This is a genomic window from Pseudomonas sp. 2VD (assembly GCF_005503585.1).
Lineage (GTDB): Bacteria > Pseudomonadota > Gammaproteobacteria > Pseudomonadales > Pseudomonadaceae > Pseudomonas > Pseudomonas aeruginosa.
The window spans coordinates 1-16129 of sequence record NZ_SCND01000105.1; the positions used below are offsets into that span (position 1 = coordinate 1).

At 68.6% G+C, this 16129-nt stretch carries 15 protein-coding genes; 11 read left to right on the forward strand and 4 right to left on the reverse strand.

From position 1 onward, the window contains the following. The 5 genes from FFS27_RS13915 to FFS27_RS13935 all read left to right on the forward strand — a co-directional run. Positions 1 to 241, forward strand: a 241-nt coding sequence (locus FFS27_RS13915) for a UPF0149 family protein (protein ID WP_137952064.1), incomplete at its 5' end; no start/stop codon positions are given. Positions 242 to 250: 9 nt separating this feature from the next. Continuing rightward, entirely contained in the window at positions 251 to 1585 is a 1335-nt protein-coding gene (pepP, locus tag FFS27_RS13920; RefSeq protein ID WP_021263155.1) for a Xaa-Pro aminopeptidase, read from the forward strand. A 7-nt stretch (positions 1586 to 1592) separates the two neighbouring features. Beyond that, on the forward strand, positions 1593 to 2777 hold the full coding sequence (ubiH, locus tag FFS27_RS13925; RefSeq protein ID WP_003096305.1) for a 2-octaprenyl-6-methoxyphenyl hydroxylase: 1185 nt from the start codon (positions 1593 to 1595) through the stop codon (positions 2775 to 2777). 4 nt (positions 2778 to 2781) lie between these two features. Beyond that, entirely contained in the window at positions 2782 to 3264 is a 483-nt protein-coding gene (locus FFS27_RS13930) for a hotdog fold domain-containing protein (protein WP_003099189.1), read from the forward strand. A 28-nt stretch (positions 3265 to 3292) separates the two neighbouring features. Next, entirely contained in the window at positions 3293 to 4510 is a 1218-nt protein-coding gene (locus tag FFS27_RS13935; RefSeq protein WP_009314482.1) for a 2-octaprenyl-3-methyl-6-methoxy-1,4-benzoquinol hydroxylase, read from the forward strand. A 36-nt stretch (positions 4511 to 4546) separates the two neighbouring features. Here the strand turns inward: FFS27_RS13935 and FFS27_RS13940 are convergent, their stop codons facing one another. After that, positions 4547 to 5368 (reverse strand): hypothetical protein, encoded by an 822-nt coding sequence (locus FFS27_RS13940; protein WP_003136060.1) that lies wholly within the window; start codon positions 5366 to 5368, stop codon positions 4547 to 4549. Positions 5369 to 5406: 38 nt separating this feature from the next. Further along, entirely contained in the window at positions 5407 to 6600 is a 1194-nt protein-coding gene (locus tag FFS27_RS13945) for an MFS transporter (protein WP_023101710.1), read from the reverse strand. 96 nt (positions 6601 to 6696) lie between these two features. Here FFS27_RS13945 and FFS27_RS13950 point away from each other — a divergent pair, with 96 nt between their 5' ends. From FFS27_RS13950 to gcvP, 6 genes are all read left to right on the forward strand, one after another. Further along, entirely contained in the window at positions 6697 to 7611 is a 915-nt protein-coding gene (locus FFS27_RS13950; protein WP_015503819.1) for a LysR family transcriptional regulator, read from the forward strand. Between the two features lie 67 nt (positions 7612 to 7678). Beyond that, positions 7679 to 8677 carry an extracellular solute-binding protein gene (locus tag FFS27_RS13955; protein WP_003096289.1) on the forward strand — a complete coding sequence of 333 codons (999 nt, stop codon included), beginning with the start codon at positions 7679 to 7681 and terminating at the stop codon, positions 8675 to 8677. A 67-nt stretch (positions 8678 to 8744) separates the two neighbouring features. After that, positions 8745 to 10364: an ABC transporter permease gene (locus FFS27_RS13960; protein ID WP_022580394.1), complete on the forward strand. Its 1620-nt coding sequence runs from the start codon at positions 8745 to 8747 to the stop codon at positions 10362 to 10364. A gap of 150 nt (positions 10365 to 10514) precedes the next feature. Then, positions 10515 to 11597: a glycine cleavage system aminomethyltransferase GcvT gene (gcvT, locus tag FFS27_RS13965; RefSeq protein WP_003136048.1), complete on the forward strand. Its 1083-nt coding sequence runs from the start codon at positions 10515 to 10517 to the stop codon at positions 11595 to 11597. 46 nt (positions 11598 to 11643) lie between these two features. Beyond that, on the forward strand, positions 11644 to 12033 hold the full coding sequence (gene gcvH / locus FFS27_RS13970) for a glycine cleavage system protein GcvH (RefSeq protein ID WP_003107397.1): 390 nt from the start codon (positions 11644 to 11646) through the stop codon (positions 12031 to 12033). 173 nt (positions 12034 to 12206) lie between these two features. Continuing rightward, positions 12207 to 15083, forward strand: coding sequence for an aminomethyl-transferring glycine dehydrogenase (gene gcvP / locus FFS27_RS13975; RefSeq protein ID WP_023101709.1), 2877 nt, complete (start codon positions 12207 to 12209; stop codon positions 15081 to 15083). A gap of 34 nt (positions 15084 to 15117) precedes the next feature. Here the strand turns inward: gcvP and FFS27_RS13980 are convergent, their stop codons facing one another. Both FFS27_RS13980 and FFS27_RS13985 read right to left on the reverse strand, forming a co-directional pair. Then, positions 15118 to 15447 carry a DUF2388 domain-containing protein gene (locus FFS27_RS13980; protein ID WP_003096280.1) on the reverse strand — a complete coding sequence of 110 codons (330 nt, stop codon included), beginning with the start codon at positions 15445 to 15447 and terminating at the stop codon, positions 15118 to 15120. 131 nt (positions 15448 to 15578) lie between these two features. After that, entirely contained in the window at positions 15579 to 16031 is a 453-nt protein-coding gene (locus FFS27_RS13985) for an NfeD family protein (RefSeq protein WP_009314473.1), read from the reverse strand. Between the last annotated feature and the right edge of the window lie 98 nt (positions 16032 to 16129).

Below are 16129 nucleotides of genomic sequence, written 5' to 3' on the forward strand. Positions count from 1 at the left end.
GTGCCAGGGTTTCCTCGCCGGCTTCGGCCTCACCGCCCGCGAAGGCAGCCTGACCGGCGAGGCCGAGGAAGTGCTGCAGGACATGGCCGCCATCGCCCAGGTCCAGGGCCAGCTGGAGGACAGCGAGGATGGCGAGACGGACTATATGGAAGTCATGGAATACCTGCGGGTCGCTCCGCTGCTGCTGTTCGCCGAGTGCGGCAAGCCGCTGGAGCCCGCTCCCAAGCCTTCACTGCACTGAGGTTTCTGCATGATCCGTATCCCCAAGTCGGAGTACGCCCGTCGGCGCAAGGCGCTGATGGCGCAGATGGAACCCAACAGCATCGCTATCCTGCCGGCGGCGCCGATGTACATCCGCAATCGCGACGTCGAGCATGTCTACCGCCAGGACAGCGACTTCCAGTACCTCACCGGCTTCCCCGAGCCGGAGGCGGTGATGGCGCTGATTCCCGGCCGTGCCCACGGCGAATACGTGCTGTTCTGCCGCGAGCGGGATCCGGAGCGTGAACTGTGGGACGGCCTGCGCGCCGGCCAGGACGGTGCGATCGGCCAGTACGGCGCCGACGACGCCTTTCCCATCGGCGATATCGACGACATCCTGCCCGGCCTGATCGAAGGCCGCGACCGGGTCTACTACGCCCTTGGCGCCAATCCCGACTTCGACCGCCGGCTGATGGACTGGATCAACGTGATCCGCTCCAAGGCCCGCCAGGGCGCGCAGCCGCCGAACGAGTTCGTTGCCCTCGACCACCTGCTGCACGACCAGCGGCTGTACAAGAGCGCCAACGAAGTGAAGGTCATGCGCTACGCCGCCGAGGTCTCCGCCCGGGCGCACATCCGGGCGATGGAGGTGTGCCGGCCGGGGCTGTTCGAGTACCACCTGGAAGCCGAGCTGGAATACGAGTTCCGCAAGGGCGGGGCGAAGATGCCGGCCTACGGCTCGATCGTCGCCGCCGGACGCAACGCCTGCATCCTGCACTACCGCGAGAACGATGCGGCGATCAAGGACGGCGACCTGATCCTGATCGATGCCGGCTGCGAGATCGACTGCTACGCCAGCGACATCACCCGTACCTTCCCCGCCAATGGCCGCTTCAGCCCCGAGCAGAAGGCGATCTACGAACTGGTGCTGGAAGCCAACATGGCGGCGTTCGACTACATCGCCCCCGGTCGCCACTGGAACGAGGCCCATGAGGCCACCGTACGGGTCATCACCGCCGGGCTGGTGCGCCTGGGCCTGCTGGAGGGCGACGTCGACGAGCTGATCGCCCACGAGGCCTACAAGGCTTTCTACATGCACCGCGCCGGCCACTGGCTGGGGATGGACGTGCACGACGTCGGCGAGTACCGCGTCGGCGGCGAATGGCGGGTGCTCGAACCGGGCATGGCGATGACCGTCGAGCCGGGCATCTACATCGCCCCGGACAATACCTTGGTGGCGAAGAAGTGGCGCGGTATCGGCGTACGCATCGAGGACGACGTGGTGGTCACCCGCAATGGCTGCGAAGTGCTGACCAACGGCGTGCCGAAGACCGTCGCCGAGATCGAGGCGCTGATGGCCGCGGCCAAGAGCGAGGCAGCCTGAGGTGACGATGAGCAAGGTCAACCTGGCGATCATCGGCGGGGGCCTGGTCGGCGCCTCGCTGGCGCTGGCCCTGCAGGCCGGCGCTCGGGAGCGCGGCTGGTCGATCGTGCTGATCGAACCCTTCGCCCCCGGCAATGCCTACCAGCCCAGCTACGACGCCCGCTCTTCGGCGCTGTCTTACGGCAGCCGGCAGATCTACGAGCGACTCGGCCTGTGGCCGGCGATCGCCGAGCGCGCCGAGCCGATCCTGCATATCCATGTTTCCGACCGCGGCCGCTTCGGCGCCACCCGCCTGACCGCCATCGAGGAAGGCGTGCCGGCGCTGGGCTACGTGGTGGAGAACGCCTGGCTCGGCCAGTGCCTGTGGAAGGCGCTCGACCCCGAGGTGGTGCGCTGGCACTGCCCGGCCGAAGTGAAGACCCTGGAAGCCCGGGAGGGCGGTTACCGGCTTACCCTCGACGACGAGACGCAACTCGATTGCGAGCTGGCGATCCTCGCCGATGGCGGTCGTTCCGGGCTGCGCGAACAACTCGGCATCGCCGTGGAGCAGACGCCGTACCGGCAGACTGCGCTGATCGCCAACGTATCGCCCTCCGAGGCGCACCTCGGGCAGGCCTTCGAGCGCTTCACCCCCAGCGGTCCGATGGCCCTGCTGCCGTTGCCGGAGAACCGTTGCGCGCTGATCTGGACCCGCCCAGGCAAGGACGCCGAACGTCTGCGTGGCCTCGATGACGCGGCCTTCCTCGGCGAGCTGCAGGCTGCCTTCGGCTACCGCCTCGGCGCCTTCCGCCAGGTCGGCGCACGGCACTGCTACCCCTTGCACCTGGTCGAGGCCCGCGAGCAGGTGCGTCCGCACCTGGTGGTGCTGGGCAACGCTGCGCACAGTCTGCACCCCATCGCCGGCCAGGGCTTCAACCTGTCGTTGCGCGACACCCTGGCGCTGGTCGACGCCCTGCTCCACGACGACGCGCCGCTGGGCGAGTTCGCCGTGCTGCAGCGCTACCTCGATGGGCAGCGCCTGGACCAGCAGATGACCGTCGGCTTCTCCGACCGGGTGACCCGGCTGTTCTCCAACGACCGCGCGCTGCTCGGCGCCGGGCGCAACCTCGGCCTGCTCGGGCTCGACCTGCTGCCGCCGGCCAAGCGCTGGTTCGCCCGTCAGGCCATGGGCCTCGGCGCGCGGCCGCTGTAGCGCCATGCCGGTCTGGTCGAGGGCGCGCAAGGCCCGCCTGCTGCGCTTCGCCATGAACCTCTACCCGCCCTTCCTGGGGGCGGGCATCCGTGTGCGGCACATCGCCGGCGATTTCCGCGAGGTTCGGGTGCGCATGGGCCTGAACCGGCTCAATCGCAACTATGTAGGCACCCAGTTCGGTGGCAGCCTCTACGCGATGACCGACCCGTTCTTCATGCTGATGCTGATGGAGAACCTGGGCCGCGACTACGTGGTCTGGGACAAGGCGGCCAACATCGAGTTCGTCAGCCCGGGCAAGGGCCCGGTGCATGCGCATTTCAGCATCGACCAGAAGCTGCTCGACGAGGTCCGTGAGCGGACCGCCGGCGGCGAGAAGTACCTGCCCCGGCTGCACGCCGAAGTGCGCGACGACGCCGGCACCCTGGTGGCGCGGGTTCAGAAAACCCTGTACGTGCGGCTCAAGCCGCGCCTGCGGAACGCGGCCTGAAGAGGGCCCACGAGTGGAGAACGAGGATATGCACGCGGATCTGGTCATCGTCGGCGCCGGCATGGTCGGTAGCGCCCTGGCCCTGGCCCTGGAGGGCAGCGGCCTGGAGGTGCTGCTGGTGGACGGCGGCTCGCTCGACGTGGCGCCGTTCAAGCCGGAGGCGCCCTACGAGCCGCGGGTCAGCGCGCTGTCCGAAGCCAGCCGGCGGATTCTCCAGCGCCTGCACGCCTGGGACGGCATCGTCGCGCGCCGCGCCGAGCCCTATCGCGAGATGCAGGTGTGGGATGGCTCCGGCACCGGGCGGATCGGCTTCAGCGCCGCCAGCGTGCACGCCGAGGTGCTCGGCCATATCGTCGAGAACCGGGTGGTGCAGGACGCCCTGCTGGAACGCCTGCACGATTCCACCACCGGCCTGCTGGCCAACGCGCGCCTGGAACAGATGCGCCACTCCGGTGACGACTGGCTGCTGACCCTGGCCGACGGCCGTCAGCTGCGCGCGCCGCTGGTGGTCGCCGCCGACGGCGCCAACTCGGCGGTACGCCGCCTGGCCGGCTGCGCCACCCGCGAATGGGATTACCTGCACCACGCCATCGTCACCAGCGTGCGCTGCGAGAACGCGCACCGCGCAACCGCCTGGCAGCGCTTCACCGACGACGGCCCGCTGGCCTTCCTGCCCCTGCCGGACCGCGGCGACGAACACTGGTGCTCGATCGTCTGGTCGACCACCCCGGAACAGGCAGAACGGCTGATGGCGCTGGACGAGGATGGCTTCCGCGCCGCCCTCGGCGAAGCTTTCGAACAGCGCCTGGGCGCCATCCTGCATGCCGACCGGCGCCTGTGCATCCCGCTGCGCCAGCGGCACGCCAAGCGTTACGTCGAGCCGGGCCTGGCGCTGGTCGGCGACGCTGCGCACACCATCCACCCGCTGGCCGGACAGGGCGTGAACCTGGGTTTCCTCGATGCGGCGGTGCTGTCCGAGGTCCTGTTGCACGCCCTGGAGCGCGGCGAACGGCTTGCCGACGAACGCGTGCTGAGTCGCTTCGAGCGGCGGCGGATGCCGCACAACCTGGGCATGATGACGGCAATGGAAGGCTTCGAACGCCTGTTCCAGGCCGACCGGTTGCCGCTGCGCTGGCTGCGCAACGCCGGCCTGCGCCTGGTCGACGGCCATCACGAGGCCAAGGCGCTGTTCGTCCGCCAGGCGCTTGGCCTCAGCGGCGACCTGCCGGCGCTGGCACGAGTCTGAGCGGGGCGGCTCCCCTGACGGGAGGGCCGCCAGTCCTCAGAACATCGCCGCGCAGTCACGCATGACCTGCGCCTTGTTGCGCAGGTAGAGCCCGAACAGGTTGCGCGCGGCTTCTTCGTTCACCTCGATTTCCATCGCCTCGACGAAGGCGTTCACCGCCGCCGTGGCGTGGGCGAAGTGATTGCTCTCGGTGCCGCCGGTGTGCACCGTTACCCAGGCCACGGTGGCGCGGGCGCGTTCGGCGGGTACGCCCATGTCGCGGCTGAACCATTCCTTGTACAGCGGGTGGATGTACTCCACCTCGCCGTGGGTATAGACCTCGTGTACCAGCGTGGTCAGCAGTCCCTGCATCAGGTCGCGCTCGCGCAGGCGCTGGCGGTCGGTCCAGTCCTTGAACGCCTGCGCCGAAGGCAGGCAGTTCTCGCGCAGCAGCCAGCGGTCGTCGCCGCAAAGGGTGGTGGCCATGGTGTAGAAAAGATCGGCATGCACGGTGTTGCCGAGGGCGCCGAGGTCTTCGTCGGTGATCCGTTGCAGGCTGCCGCAGGCTCGATAGAGCTGGTCTGCCGCTGCCGAACCCTGTTCCGAACGGGCCAGCAGGGTCAGGCGATTGGCCAGCCCGGAAACGCTGGCCGCCGAGTTGTTGGTCTTCGACCAGCTGGCGAAGAACTTGCGCAGCGGCTCGACCGCCTGGCGCCGGGCGGTGACCCGGGCGAAGGCGTCCTCGATGTCCAGCAACGACGCCGTCTCGTCCCAGAAGGCCCGGAACAGCGCATGGCGCAGGGGGCCGGCGGGCATGTCGTTGAGGACTGGCTCGATGACGCCGAGCAGCTTGCTGTGGGGGGTGATGACATGGTTCATGGCTAACCTCCTGTCGGTTCTTGTTGTTCTTGCGATGGTTACGGTCTTCCTTGCGACGCGCGCAGGGCCGCGCGTTCGGCCTGTGGTGCGGACCAGCCGTAGCGGGTCAGCAGCAACGGCAGCAACTGGGCCAGGAGGATCAGGCCCAGGCAGCCCGGCCAGCCCCAGCGGTCCCAGAATGGCGCCGGCAGCACCGCGCCGAGGCTGCCGCCGGCGTAGTAGCAGGTCAGGTAGAGGCCGACGGCGCCGGCCTTGTCGGTCCCGGCGTTGCTGGCGGTGAAAGCGTTGACCGTGGACTGTGCGAGGAACACGCCGGTGGCGCTGAGAGCCAGGCCGACGAGAATCGTCGGCAGGCCCGGCGCCAGGGTCAGCAGCGAGCCGCAGACGCCCAGCAGCGATGCGCCCAGCAGCAACTGGCGGTGCGGGCGGGCGCGGGCCAGGCGGCCGCTGGCGGGAATCACCAGCAGGGCGAGGAGGAACACCGCGTAGATCGAGCCGAGCTGAGCGGTGTCCAGGCTGTACGGCGGACGGCTGAGATGGATGCCGATATAGGTGAACATGGCGACCTGGGAAAAGAGGACACAGAACCCCACCGCGTAGGACGACAGCAGCGGAGCCCGGAACAGTTCACGGGATACTAAGGGGCGTTTCCCGGGTGCGGGCGAGTGCCTGCCAGAATTGGCAGGGAGCAGCGCGCGGATGGCGACGGCGATGAGCAGGGTCAGCCCGGCGAGGATCCGGAAGGCGACGCGCCAATCCCACTCCTCGGTCAGCAGGCCGGTGAGGAAGCGTCCGGCGAAGCCGCCGAGGATGGTCCCGGCGACATAGAGGCTGGTCAGCTCGATGACCGCGCCGCCGCTCCAGCGCTCGCCGATGTAGGCCACGCTGCTGGCGAACAGCAGGGGAATCAGCATCCCCTCGGCGAAGCGCCAGAGCAGGAAGGCGGCGAAGCTGCCGGCATGGGCGGCCAGCAGCATGGGCACGCAGAGCAGGCTGGCGGCGAAGGCGATCACCCTGCTGCGCTCGCGGCCGCCGCTGAGCCGGCCGACGAAGGGCGCGGCGAGGGCCACCGCCAGGGTGGTGGCGGTGATGCTCCAGTTCGATTGATGGGCGCTGATGTGGAAGCTCGCCGCCAGTTCGTCGAAGATGCCCTGGGTGGTATAGAGATTGAGGAACGCAGCGCAACCGCAGAGAAACAGCGCGAGGCGGGGGAAACCCTGGGGCGAATTCATGGAACGCTCTGCCTGGACGAGAAACCCCCTGTTATAGGGGCGCTCCCGACGGGCTGGCCAATACCGATTCAGGACCGATCGATACCGAGGAACCGCATGCTCGACCTACGCCGCCTGCGCTGCTTCGCAGCCGTTGCCGAAACCCTGCATTTCGGCCGCGCCGCCCAGCGCCTGCACATGGCGCAGCCGCCCTTGACCCGGCAGATATCCGCGCTGGAGGAAGAGCTGGGCTTTCGCCTGTTCGACCGCTCCAGCCGGGCGGTGACCCTCACCGCCGAGGGCAGCCTGTTCCTGCCTTACGCACGCGGCCTGCTGGACCAACTGGAGCGCACCGCCGGCTTCGCCCGCAAGTTGGCGCAGGGGCTGGCCGGCCACCTGACCCTCGGCTACGCCAGCTCCATCGCCCTGTCGGACCTGTTCACCGAGGCGATCCGACTGTTCCGCGAGCGCCATCCGGAGGTGCAACTGGAGCTGCTCGAAGGCGCTTCGGCGGCGCAATGGGCGCAGATCGCCGAAGGCGGCATCGATGTGGGGCTGGGGCGCCTGCCGCCGCCGGAAGGCCAGGTCGGCATCGAGGTGCTGGCCCTGGGCGGCGAGCCGCTGGTGGTGGCCGTGCCCAACGGCGATCCGCTGGCGCGGCAAGAGCGGATCGGCCTGTACGATCTGCGTGATCGGCCGCTGATCCTGTTTCCGCTGGACTACGGCTCCGGCCTCAACGAACTGATCGAGCGCCTCTACCGGAAGGCCGGGCTGGCGCTGACGAGGGGACCGGCCGGACGCCAGATCACCTCGATCATCGCCCTGGTCGCGGCCGGCCAGGGCGTTGCCCTGGTGCCGCGTTGCAGCACCGCGCTGGCCCGGGCCGGAGTCGTCTATCGCCCGCTGGCCGAGCCCGAGGCGCTGGCCGATTTCCTCGTCTTCACCCGCCGCCATGGCCGCAGCGCCGCGGTGGAGGCGTTTCTCGCCATCCTCGGCGGCCTGGACGCAGGCGAAACACCCCGACACATTTAGTCGCGCGGGTTCGCAAGCGAGATTTCTTATCATTCGTGCCTACGTTCCGCTGACGAGGCTGTTCTTCATGCAGGCAAGCAAAGCTCTACTCGCCGCCCTGGCCCTGGGCATCACCGGCCTGGCCCAGGCCGCCGACGAAGTGGTGGTGTATTCCTCGCGCATCGACGAGCTGATCAAGCCGGTGTTCGATGCCTACACCAGCAAGACCGGCGTGAAGGTCAAGTTCATCACCGACAAGGAAGCGCCGCTGATGGCGCGGATCAAGGCCGAAGGCGCGAACACCCCGGCCGACCTGCTGCTCACCGTGGACGCCGGCAACCTCTGGCAGGCCGAGCAGATGGGCCTGCTGCAACCGTTCAAGTCGGCCACCATCGAACGGAACATTCCCTCGCAGTATCGTTCCAGCACCGATAGCTGGACCGGACTGTCGCTGCGCGCGCGGACCATCGTCTACTCCACCGAGCGGGTCAAGCCGGAAGAGCTGAGCACCTACGAAGCCCTGGCCGACAAGCAATGGGAAGGCCGCCTGTGCCTGCGCACGGCGAAGAAGGTCTACAACCAGTCGCTGACCGGCACCCTGATCGAGACCCACGGGGCACAGAAGACCGAGGAAATCCTCCAGGGCTGGGTGAACAACCTGGCCACCGACGTATTCGCCGACGATAACGCGGTGATCCAGGCGGTGGACGCCGGCCAGTGCGACGTCGGCATCGTCAATACCTACTACTACGGACGCCTGCACAAGCAGAACCCGAACCTGCGGGTCAAGCTGTTCTGGCCGAACCAGGCCGACCGCGGCGTCCACGTCAACCTGTCGGGCATCGGCCTGACTCGCCACGCACCGCATCCCGAGGCAGCCAAGGCGCTGGTGGAATGGATGACCGGGCCCGACGCCCAGGCGCTGTTCGCCGGGATCAACCAGGAATTCCCGGCCAACCCGCAGGTCGCGCCGTCAGCCGAAGTCGCCAGCTGGGGCAGCTTCAAGGCCGACAGCATCCCGGTGGAAGTCGCCGGCAAGCGCCAGGCCGAGGCGATTCGCCTGATGGACCGCGCCGGCTGGAACTGACCGCCGGTTATACTCGGCGCCCCGGCTCGTCCGAGCGGGGCGTCGTTCGTTCCGCACCGAGGATTTCGTGGCCCATCCCGCTCCCCGCCGCTGGTACCCCATCACCTTCACCGTTGCCGCGCTGGTGCTGCTGCCGCTCAGCGTGCTGCTGCTGAGCTGGCTGGAGATCGACCGGGAAATCTGGAGCCACCTGTGGGATACCCAGTTGCCGCGCCTGCTCGGCAACACCCTGACCCTGGTGCTCGGCGTCGGCATCGGCGTGACTCTGCTCGGGGTCAGCCTGGCCTGGCTCACCAGCCTCTGCGAATTCCCCGGGCGGCGCTGGCTGGACTGGGCGCTGATGTTGCCGTTCGCGATCCCGGCCTACGTCCTGGCGTTCGTCTTCGTCGGCCTGCTGGATTTCGCCGGACCGGTGCAGAGCCTGCTGCGCGAGTGGTTCGGCAGCGGCCTGCGGTTGCCGCGCGTACGCTCCACCGGCGGGGTGATCCTGGTGCTGGTGCTGGTGTTCTATCCCTATGTCTACCTGCTCGCGCGCAGCGCCTTCATCGCCCAGGGCAAGGGCCTGATGGAAGCCGCGCGGGTCCTCGGCCTGTCGCCCTGGCAGGCGTTCCTGCGGGTCGCCCTGCCGATGGCGCGGCCGGCGATCGGCGCCGGCCTGGCGCTGGCAGTGATGGAAACCCTGGCCGACTTTGGCGCGGTATCGGTGTTCAACTTCGACACCTTCACCACCGCCATCTACAAGACCTGGTACGGCTTCTACAGCCTCTCCAGCGCCGCCCAGCTGGCCAGCCTGTTGTTGCTCGGGGTATGCCTGGTGCTGCTCGGCGAGCGCCACACGCGAGGCCGAGCCAAGGCCGCCAGCGAGCGTCCGCGCGGCGCGCCGCTGTACCGCCTGCGCGGCGCCAGGGCGCTGGCGGCGAGCGCCTGGTGCGGGCTGGTGTTCCTCTGCGCCTTCGTGATTCCCGTGGCGCAACTGGCTGTCTGGTTCTGGCGCCAGGGCCGTTTCGACCTCGACGAGCGCTACTGGGACCTGATCGGCCATACCCTGACGCTGGGCGGCATCGCTGCGCTGGCGACGGTCGCCGTGGCCCTGCTGCTGGCCTTCGCCGTGCGCCTGGCGCCGACCCGCGCTATCCGCGGCGCGGTGGGCCTGGGCAACCTCGGTTATGCGCTGCCGGGCTCGGTCCTGGCGGTCTCGATCATGCTGGCCTTCAGTTGGCTGGACAATCACTGGGTGATCCCGCTTTCCAGCGCCCTCGGCGGCGCCGGCAAGCCGCTGCTGCTGGGCAGTCTGTTCGCCCTGCTGCTGGCCTACCTGATCCGTTTCATGGCGGTGGCCTACGGGCCGCTGGAAAGCGGGCTGGCGCGGATCCGCCCGTCGCTGCCGGAAGCCTCGCGCAGCCTCGGCGTGGGCGGCCCGCTGCTGTTCCTGCGGGTCTACCTGCCGCTGTTGCTGCCGGCCTCGCTGAGCGCCGCGCTGCTGGTCTTCGTCGACGTGCTCAAGGAGATGCCGGCGACCCTGCTGATGCGTCCCTTCGGTTGGGACACCCTGGCCGTACGGATCTTCGAGATGACCAGCGAGGGCGAATGGGCGCGCGCCTCGCTGCCGGCCCTGACCCTGGTGCTGGTCGGCCTGCTACCGGTGGTCGGGTTGATTCGTCGTTCTGCCCATCATTCCGATCGCTGAGCCTAGTATCCATGCAGGCCGTAGGGTCTATGCACGGATCGCGGCACGCTTCCATGGTGTCCTGCTCCGGGGCTTGCGGCTACAATGCGCGCGATTTCGTGCCGGCGGTCTCTGCCGACGGCACCCGCTACGCCCGGAAGGAGAATACCCATGGGATTGCGCACCCCGCTTTACGAGCTGCACGTCGCGCTCGGCGCCAAGATGGTCGATTTCGGCGGTTGGGACATGCCGCTGCACTACGGTTCGCAGGTCGAGGAGCACCATCAGGTCCGGCGTGACTGCGGCGTCTTCGACGTGTCCCACATGACCGTGGTCGACGTCGCCGGCGAGCAGGCCACGGCCTATCTGCAGCATCTCCTGGCGAACGACGTGGCGCGCCTCGGCGAGACCGGCAAGGCGCTCTACAGCGCGATGCTCAACGAAGAGGGCGGGGTGGTCGACGACCTGATCGTCTACCTGACCGAGAACGGCTACCGGGTGGTGGTCAACGCCTCCACCCGCGACAAGGACATCGCCTGGATGCAGGCGCAGGCCGCCGGCTTCAAGGTCGACCTGCAGGAACGCGGCGACCTGGCGATGCTCGCCATCCAGGGCCCCAACGCCCGCGTGCACAGCTCCGAACTGGTATCCCCGGCACGCGCCGCGCTGATTCGCGAACTCAAGCCGTTCCAGGGCCGTGCCGAGGGCGACTGGTTCATCGCCCGCACCGGCTACACCGGCGAGGACGGCCTGGAGATCATGCTGCCGGCCGCCGAGGCGCCGGGCTTCCTCAACGAGCTGGTTGGCGCCGGGATCTCCCCGGCGGGCCTGGGGGCGCGCGATACGCTGCGCCTGGAGGCCGGGCTCAATCTCTACGGCCAGGACATGGACGAAAGCGTTTCCCCGCTTGCCGCCAACATGGGCTGGACCGTAGCCTGGGAGCCGGTTGCGCGGGACTTCGTCGGCCGCCGCGCGCTGGAAGCGCAGAAGGCCGCCGGCGACCAGCCGAAGCTGGTCGGCCTGGTTCTGGAGGAGCGCGGCGTGCTGCGCGCCCACCAGGTGGTGCGGGTAGCTGGTATTGGTGAGGGGGAGATCACCAGCGGCAGCTTTTCGCCTACCCTGAACAAGTCCATCGCGCTGGCCCGCGTGCCGGCCGCCACCGGCGACCGCGCCGAGGTGGAAATCCGCGGCAAGTGGTACCCGGTACGGGTGGTCCAGCCCAGTTTCGTGCGTCACGGCAAGCCCCTGATCTAACCTGGCAATGGCGACCGCCGTCGCCCCCGACTTCGAGGAAAACAAGATGAGCAATATTCCCGCCGAACTGCGTTACGCCCAGAGCCACGAATGGGCGCGTCTGGAAGCCGACGGCAGCGTTACCGTGGGCATTTCCGACCATGCCCAGGAAGCCCTTGGCGATGTGGTCTTCATCGAGCTGCCGGAGCTGGGCAAGACCCTCGCCGCCGGCCAGGAAGCGGGCGTGGTCGAGTCGGTGAAGGCCGCCTCCGACATCTATTCGCCGATCGGCGGCGAAGTCATCGCTATCAACGAAGCCCTGGCCGACACCCCGGAAGACGTCAACAACGACCCGTACGCGTCCTGGTTCTTCAAGCTCAAGCCGAGCAATCCGGCCGAGCTGGACAAGCTGCTCGACGCCGCTGGCTACCAGGCCGCCGTCGACGCGGAAGGCTGAGCCGCCGCGTAGTCGCGACAAAACCCGCTATCCTTGGACAAGGCCTCGATCATTCGAGGCTTTGTTCTTTTTGCAGCGGCGAAATGCGTTTTCGCCGTCGTTGCTTTCTCATTCGATATCCGTTCGGCGACGATCGCTGGCAGGGCGATGCCGCCCCCAACGAGACCGAAGCCATGTCGCAGACGCCGTCCCTCGCCCAGCTCCAGCCCGCCGATGCCTTCCTGCGCCGCCACCTCGGCCCCGATCCGGCGGAACAGCAGGCCATGCTGGATTTCCTCGGAGTTTCCACTCGCGCCGAACTGATCGTGCAGACGGTGCCGCCGGCGATCCGCCTCAACCGGCCGCTGGAACTGCCCGCCGCGCTCGACGAACAGGCCGCCCTGGCGCGCCTGCGCGGCTACGCCGGGCTCAACCAGCGCTGGACCAGCCTGATCGGCATGGGCTACTACGGCACCGTGACGCCGCCGGTGATCCTCCGCAACGTGCTGGAGAATCCCGGCTGGTACACCGCCTATACGCCCTACCAGCCGGAAATCGCCCAGGGCCGCCTGGAAGCGCTGCTGAATTTCCAGCAACTGACCATCGACCTCACCGGACTCGACCTGGCCAGCGCCTCGCTGCTCGACGAAGCCACCGCCGCCGCCGAGGCCATGGCCCTGGCCAGGCGGGTGGCGAAGGCCAGGAGCAACCGGTTCTTCGTCGATGCGCATTGCCATCCGCAGACCGTTTCGGTGTTGCGTACCCGCGCCGAGGCGTTCGGTTTCGAGCTGGTCGTCGACGAGCCGGACAATCTTGCCGCCCACGCGGTGTTCGGCGCCTTGCTGCAATACCCGGACAGTCGCGGCGAGATCCGCGACCTGCGCCCGCTTATCGAGGCGTTGCACGGCCAACAGGCGCTGGCCTGCGTCGCCAGCGACCTGCTCGCCCTGTTGGTGCTGACCCCGCCGGGGGAACTCGGTGCCGACGTGGTGCTCGGCAGCGCCCAGCGCTTTGGCGTACCGATGGGCTACGGCGGGCCGCACGCGGCGTTCTTCGCCACCCGCGAAGGGTACAAGCGGGCAATGCCGGGGCGGATCATCGGCGTTTCCCGCGACGCCCGCGGCAACCCGGCGTTGCGCATGGCCCTGCAAACCCGCGAGCAGCACATCCGTCGGGAAAAGGCCAACTCGAACATCTGCACCGCCCAGGTGCTGCTGGCCAACATTGCTTCGCTGTATGCCGTCTACCATGGGCCGCAGGAGCTGAAACGCATCGCCCAACGCGTCCAGCGCCTGACCGCGCTGCTGGCGGCGGGCCTGGAAAGCAAGGGACTGCGGCGGCTCAACCGGCACTTCTTCGACACCCTGACCTACGAGGTCGGCGAGCGTCAGGCTGCGATCCTCGAACGGGCGCGGGCGGCGCGGGTCAACCTGCGCGTGGTCGACGACCGGCGGCTGGCCCTGAGCCTCGATGAAACCTGTGACGCGGCGACCCTGGCGACCCTGTTCGAGATCTTCCTCGGCGCCGGCCACGGGCTGGATGTCGCGCACCTGGATGGCGGGGCGGTGGACGACGGCATTCCGGCGGTCCTGCAACGCACTTCGGCCTACCTGCAGCATCCGGTGTTCAACGCCCACCACAGCGAGACCGAGATGCTTCGCTACCTGCGCCAGCTGGAAGGCAAGGACCTGGCGCTGAACCAGGCGATGATCCCGCTCGGCTCCTGCACCATGAAGCTCAACGCCAGCAGCGAGATGATCCCCATCACCTGGCCGGAATTCGCCGAACTGCATCCGTTCGTGCCGCGCGAGCAGGCCGAGGGCTATCGCCGGATGATCGACGAACTGGAAGCCTGGCTGCGGGCGATCACCGGCTTCGACGCCATCTGCATGCAGCCGAACTCGGGAGCACAGGGCGAATATGCCGGGTTGCTGGCGATCCGCCGCTACCACCAGAGCCGCGGCGATAGCCAGCGCGACATCTGCCTGATTCCCGCATCGGCGCATGGCACCAACCCGGCCTCGGCGATCATGGCCAGCATGCGGGTGGTGATCGTCGAGTGCGATCCCCGCGGCAACGTCGACCTCGACGACCTGCGCCTCAAGGCGGCCGAGGCGGGCGACCGGCTGTCCTGCCTGATGATCACCTATCCCTCGACCCACGGCGTCTACGAGGAGGGGATAGGCGAGATCTGCGAAGTGGTCCACCGCCACGGCGGCCAGGTCTACATGGACGGCGCCAACCTCAACGCCCAGGTCGGCCTGGCGCGACCGGCGGACATCGGCGCGGACGTCTCGCACATGAACCTGCACAAGACCTTCTGCATCCCCCATGGTGGTGGCGGACCGGGCATGGGGCCGATCGGGGTCAAGCGGCACCTGGCGCCGTTCGTCGCCAACCATCCGGTGATCCGCGTCGAAGGGCCGAACCCGCTGAACGACGCGGTCAGCGCGGCGCCCTGGGGCAGCGCCAGCATCCTGCCGATCAGTTGGATGTACATCGCCATGATGGGCCCGCAGTTGGCCGACGCCAGCGAGGTGGCGATCCTCTCCGCCAACTACCTGGCGAACCGCCTGGACGGGGCGTTCCCGGTGCTCTACCGCGGGCGCAACGAGCGCGTCGCCCACGAATGCATCCTCGACCTGCGACCGCTCAAGGCGCAGACCGGGATAACCGAGGAAGACGTGGCCAAGCGCCTGATGGACTACGGCTTCCACGCCCCGACCATGTCCTTCCCGGTGCCGGGCACGCTGATGGTGGAGCCGACCGAGAGCGAGTCGAAGGCGGAGCTGGATCGTTTCGTCGAGGCGATGCTGAGCATCAGGGCCGAGATCGGCAAGGTGGAGAGCGGCGCCTGGCCGGCGGAGGACAACCCGCTGAAACGGGCGCCGCATACCCTGGCCGACGTCACCGGGATCTGGCAGAGACCCTACGAGATCGCCGAGGCAGTGACCCCGAGCGAACATGCGCGGGCGTTCAAGTACTGGCCGGCGGTTAACCGGGTGGACAACGTCTACGGCGACCGCAACCTGTTCTGCGCCTGCGTGCCGCTGGACGACTACCGCGAGTGACCTCGCCTCCGGGCGGAGGCGAGGTCACCGGGGCCTACTGCTGGACGGCGGACTGCTCGCCGCCGGCGAGGATCGCGCTGGCCAGTTCCATGTCGCTGGCCTGCAGGTCCGGGTTGTCGTTGCGCAGCTTCTGCAGGGCGGCTTCCAGGTACGGCCCGCGGATCGCGCCGTCGCTGGCGATGTAGCTGCCGGCGTCGTCCTGCGCGGCGACGATCAGCTTGTGGTCGTGGCGGAAGGTCAGGTAGGTGGAGGCCGTGGTGGCACCCGAGGAAATGATGTTGCGCCAGAAGGTATCGGCCATGGCCGAGCCCAGCGGCAGGGCGGCGATGACCAGGGTAGCGGCGGCGAGTTTGACGGAACGCATGGGGGAACTCCTGATAGGGGGCTGCGTGTTACATCAGATCGCGTTTGCCGTCCCGGAGTTCCAGCGGGGATGACCGTCCGGTCGCTTTTTCCGCTGCCGTACAGCCCCCGCCGGCCGGGAGCTACAGCGATTCAGGGAACGGCAGGCTCGACGTGCAGCAGGGCGCCGTCCTGGCCGGTGACCCGGACCAGGGCGCCGCGCGGCAGGTCGGGACCGCTGACCAGCCACAACGCGTCCTCGACGCGCAGCTCGCCGAGCCCGCCGACGATCGCCCGGTGCAAGGGAAAGGTGCGGCCGAACAGGTCGTCGCCGCGTCGCTGCAACCCTGGCGTTTCCTCGACGCTACCGGCCTTGCGGCGACGGCGTCGATGCAAGGCGGCGACCAGCCCGGAGAGCAGGACGAACAGCCCTACCTGCCAGGGCCAGGCCAGTCCCGGCAGGAGCGCGCCGAGCGCACCGACACAAGCGGCGGTGAGGCCGACCCGCAGCAGATAGCCGCCGGCACCGAAGATTTCCAGGAGCAGGAGGACGGTACCGAAGGCCAGCCAGTCCCAGAAGTCCAGGCGTAGCAGCAGGATTTCCATCGGCCGGCCCTCAGCGCCGGCTCGGCGGCCGGCCGAGCCACATCGGGCCAGGGACGCCGCTCGCGGCTCGCCGCAGGTGCGGTGCGCCGGGGCTGGGG

Bases quoted from the DNA above. Each gene is read 5' to 3' on its own strand.
- FFS27_RS13950 (WP_015503819.1), top strand. From the start codon at position 6,697: ATGCTCGACCTACGCCGCCTGCGCTGCTTCGCAGCCGTTGCCGAAACC.
- gcvH (WP_003107397.1), top strand. From the start codon at position 11,644: ATGAGCAATATTCCCGCCGAACTGCGTTACGCCCAGAGCCACGAATGG.
- FFS27_RS13980 (WP_003096280.1), bottom strand. From the start codon at position 15,447: ATGCGTTCCGTCAAACTCGCCGCCGCTACCCTGGTCATCGCCGCCCTG.
- gcvP (WP_023101709.1), top strand. From the start codon at position 12,207: ATGTCGCAGACGCCGTCCCTCGCCCAGCTCCAGCCCGCCGATGCCTTC.
- FFS27_RS13930 (WP_003099189.1), top strand. From the start codon at position 2,782: ATGCCGGTCTGGTCGAGGGCGCGCAAGGCCCGCCTGCTGCGCTTCGCC.
- gcvT (WP_003136048.1), top strand. From the start codon at position 10,515: ATGGGATTGCGCACCCCGCTTTACGAGCTGCACGTCGCGCTCGGCGCC.
- FFS27_RS13935 (WP_009314482.1), top strand. From the start codon at position 3,293: ATGCACGCGGATCTGGTCATCGTCGGCGCCGGCATGGTCGGTAGCGCC.
- FFS27_RS13940 (WP_003136060.1), bottom strand. From the start codon at position 5,368: ATGAACCATGTCATCACCCCCCACAGCAAGCTGCTCGGCGTCATCGAG.
- FFS27_RS13985 (WP_009314473.1), bottom strand. From the start codon at position 16,031: ATGGAAATCCTGCTGCTACGCCTGGACTTCTGGGACTGGCTGGCCTTC.
- FFS27_RS13955 (WP_003096289.1), top strand. From the start codon at position 7,679: ATGCAGGCAAGCAAAGCTCTACTCGCCGCCCTGGCCCTGGGCATCACC.
- pepP (WP_021263155.1), top strand. From the start codon at position 251: ATGATCCGTATCCCCAAGTCGGAGTACGCCCGTCGGCGCAAGGCGCTG.
- FFS27_RS13945 (WP_023101710.1), bottom strand. From the start codon at position 6,600: ATGAATTCGCCCCAGGGTTTCCCCCGCCTCGCGCTGTTTCTCTGCGGT.
- ubiH (WP_003096305.1), top strand. From the start codon at position 1,593: ATGAGCAAGGTCAACCTGGCGATCATCGGCGGGGGCCTGGTCGGCGCC.